At 72.7% G+C, this 3,033-nt stretch carries 4 protein-coding genes; 3 read left to right on the top strand and 1 reads right to left on the bottom strand.

All coding sequences use genetic code 11. The annotated features are described in order from the left end of the window. From BKN37_RS26700 to BKN37_RS26690, 3 genes are all read left to right on the top strand, one after another. The coding region (locus BKN37_RS26700) for an alpha/beta hydrolase family protein (RefSeq protein WP_071030267.1) at positions 1-929 on the top strand (929 nt) is incomplete at its 5' end. A gap of 11 nt (positions 930-940) precedes the next feature. Further along, on the top strand, positions 941-1,765 hold the full coding sequence (locus BKN37_RS26695) for a serine hydrolase domain-containing protein (RefSeq protein ID WP_071030265.1): 825 nt from the start codon (positions 941-943) through the stop codon (positions 1,763-1,765). Between the two features lie 137 nt (positions 1,766-1,902). Further along, the gene (locus BKN37_RS26690; protein WP_071030269.1) at positions 1,903-2,415 is read left to right on the top strand and encodes a DUF3145 domain-containing protein; all 513 of its coding nucleotides are present in this window, start codon (positions 1,903-1,905) and stop codon (positions 2,413-2,415) included. 84 nt (positions 2,416-2,499) lie between these two features. On the opposite strand, the gene BKN37_RS26685 is transcribed toward BKN37_RS26690, so the two are convergent. Then, a partial coding sequence (locus BKN37_RS26685; RefSeq protein WP_108772725.1) for a diacylglycerol kinase occupies positions 2,500-3,033 on the bottom strand: 534 nt, incomplete at its 5' end.

The following is a 3,033-nucleotide window of genomic DNA, read 5'->3' as shown; positions in this document are numbered from 1 at the left end:
CCCCCCCCCCCGCCGCCCCCGCCGCGCAAACACACCCCGGCCGCCGGCCGCCGGCGCTGCTGATCGCCGGCAGCGGACCCACCGACCGCGACGGCAACTCCGCGGTGCTGCCGGGCGCCCTGGACACGCTGCGCAACGTCGCGCAGGCGCTGTCCGAGGACGGCGTGGCCAGCCTGCGCTACGACAAACTCGGCACCGGTCAGACCGGCCTGGGGCCCTACGCCCGCGACCCGGCGACCATCGACATGGCCGTATTCGAGGACGAGGCCGGCGCCGCGCTGAGGTTCCTGGCCCACCACGCCGGCGTCGACCCGACGCGGCTGATGGTGCTGGGCCACAGCGAGGGCGCCCTGTACGCGCTGCGGCTGGCCACCGCGGCGCCGGGCACCGCGCCACCGGTGCGGGCGCTGGGCCTGGTGGAACCGGCCAGCCTCCGCATCCTGGACCAGGTGTCCGAGCAGGCCCACGCCCAGGCCGACGCCGCCGTGCGGGCCGGCCGGCTCACCGCGGAGCAGGCCGCCGCCAGCGCCGCGGCCATCGACCGCGCGATCGGGCAGTTTCGCGCCACCGGGCAGGTCCCGCCCGACCTGCCGGCGGGCCTGCGGCCGGTGATCAACCCCGTCAACGCGCGGGCGCTGGCCCAAGAGGACGCCGTCGACCCGGCGGCGCTGGCCGCCGCGCTGCCCCGGGGCATGCCGGTGCTGGTCACCTGCAGCGACGCCGACATCCAGATCAGCTGCGGCGACGTCGACCAGCTGATGGCCGGGCTGTCCCGCGCCGGCACCCGCACCGACCACGTGCGGCTGACCGGAGTGGACCACGTCCTCAAGGAGGACCCCGGCAAGACCATGGCCAACTACGCGCGGCCGCTGCCGTTTTCGGCCCAGTTCACCGAAGCCCTGGCGGCGTTTTGCCGCGACGCACTCTAGGCTCGTCGGCGATGACTGCCCTGGATCTGCTTGGTGATTGGCCGGTGCCGCACGCGGCGGCCGCCGTGGTCGGAACCGACGGCGTGTTGGCCAGCCACGGCGACACCACCCGGCCGTTCCCGCTGGCGTCGGTGACCAAACCGCTGGTGGCGCGGGCGGTGCAGGTCGCCGTCGAAGAAGGCGCGATCGAGCTGGCCGAGGAGGCCGGCCCACCCGGCGCGACGGTGCGGCACCTGCTGGCGCACACCTCCGGGCTGGCCATGCTCACCGATCAGGTGTTGGCCAAACCCGGCACCCGGCGGATCTACTCCAACTCCGGGTTCGCGGTGCTGGCGCGGACGGTGCAGGACGCGTCGGGCATCGCGTTCGAGCGCTATCTGGCCGAGGCGATCTGCGAACCGCTGGGCCTGACCGCCACCCGGCTCGACGGGGGCGCGCCGGCGGCCGGGTTCGGGGTGACCTCGACGGTGGCCGACCTGGCGGTGTTCGCCGCCGACCTGCTGCGCCCGGCGACGGTGTCGGCGCCGATGCACGCCGAGGCGATCAGCGTGCAATTTCCCGGCCTGGCCGGGGTGCTGCCCGGCTACGGGGTGCAGCGGCCCAACGACTGGGGGCTGGGCTTCGAGATCAAGGGCGGCAAATCGCCGCACTGGACGGGGTCGAAGAACTCGCCGCGCACCTTCGGGCATTTCGGCCAGTCGGGCACCCTGATCTGGGTCGATCCCGACCGGGAGCTGGCCCTGGTGGTGCTCACCGACCGCGATTTCGGCGACTGGGCGGTGCCGCTGTGGCCCGCGCTGGCCGACGCGGTGATTTCCGAGCACCGCGCAGACTAGCGCAACAGGGGTATCACAAGGCACAATAGACACGCACGACTCACAACTTGACATGAGCGCACAGCAGCATCAGCGCTGTACTCCGGTTCACCAGGCCGTTGGGGAAGACGTCCCTCGTGGAGCCGAAGGAGCAGCAGATGCGTGCGTCGAACCAATTCGCCGACGCGGCCACTGGCGTGGTGTACGTGCACGCCTCACCCGCGGCGGTCTGCCCACACGTCGAGTGGGCGTTGTCGTCGACCCTGCAAGCGACGGCGAACCTCAAGTGGACCCCGCAACCGGCGATGCCCGGGCAGCTGCGGGCGGTGACCAACTGGGTCGGGCCGGTGGGCACCGGCGCCCGGTTGGCCAACGCGCTGCGGTCCTGGTCGGTGCTGCGGTTTGAGATCACCGAGGACCCCAGCGCCGGCGTCGACGGCCAGCGGTTCTGCCACACCCCGCAGCTGGGGTTGTGGCACGGGGCGATGAGCGCCAACGGCGACACCATGGTCGGGGAGATGCGGCTGCGCGCGATGATGGCCGCCGGCGCCGACGCGTTGGCCGCCGAACTGGATTCGGTGCTGGGCACCGCCTGGGATGATGCGCTGGAGGCCTTCCGCGACGGCGGCGACGGCGCCGAGGTGTCCTGGCTCAGCCGCGGCGTGGGCTAACGCCGGCCCGCGAGCGTGCGCAAAATGCCAGTCTGAGCCGGGTTGGGGCGTGCATTTGTGCACCTTCGCGCGTCGGGGGTGACGTCAGGGCTGCGCGCGCAGCACCCGCAGCGCCGCGGGCACCGCGGCGATCTCGGCGGGCAGCCGGCAGGCGTATTCGCCGTCGGCGTAGGCGGTGATGCCCGGCGAGTCCACCGTCACCGTGCGCGCCCGGGCGGTGGTCACCTCGTCCAGCTCGACGTGGGTGCCCTTGAACACGGTGGGGAACAGCCGGATCAGCTTGGTGCGCGATGCCGAATGCACCATGGTGATGTCGAGTTGCCCGTCGGCGTGGTCGGCGTGCGGGCAGATCAGCATCCCGCCGCCGTAGCTGCGGGTGTTGCCGAACGCGGCCAGGGTGAGGTCGGTGACGATCTCGTCGTGCCCGTCGAGCACCAGCCGAAACGGCAGCAGCCGCAGCTGCGACAGCTCGGCCAGGATCGCCAGGTTGTAGCGCATCCGCCCCCGCGGCCACCGCATCCGGTTGGTGCGGTCGCTGACCAGGGAGTCGAATCCGGTCGCGACCACGGTGCCAAACCATTTTTCGCTGCAGTCGGCGGCCAGGATCCGGCCCAGGTC

Source organism: Mycobacterium talmoniae (assembly GCF_001854525.1).
Lineage (GTDB): Bacteria > Actinomycetota > Actinomycetes > Mycobacteriales > Mycobacteriaceae > Mycobacterium > Mycobacterium talmoniae.
The sequence above is the reverse complement of the archived record's forward strand: the minus strand, read 5'-3'. Positions and strand labels throughout refer to the sequence as shown.

Excerpts from the sequence above, each read along its gene's own strand:
- BKN37_RS26695 (WP_071030265.1), top strand. The coding sequence starts at position 941 with ATGACTGCCCTGGATCTGCTTGGTGATTGGCCGGTGCCGCACGCGGCG.
- BKN37_RS26690 (WP_071030269.1), top strand. The coding sequence starts at position 1,903 with ATGCGTGCGTCGAACCAATTCGCCGACGCGGCCACTGGCGTGGTGTAC.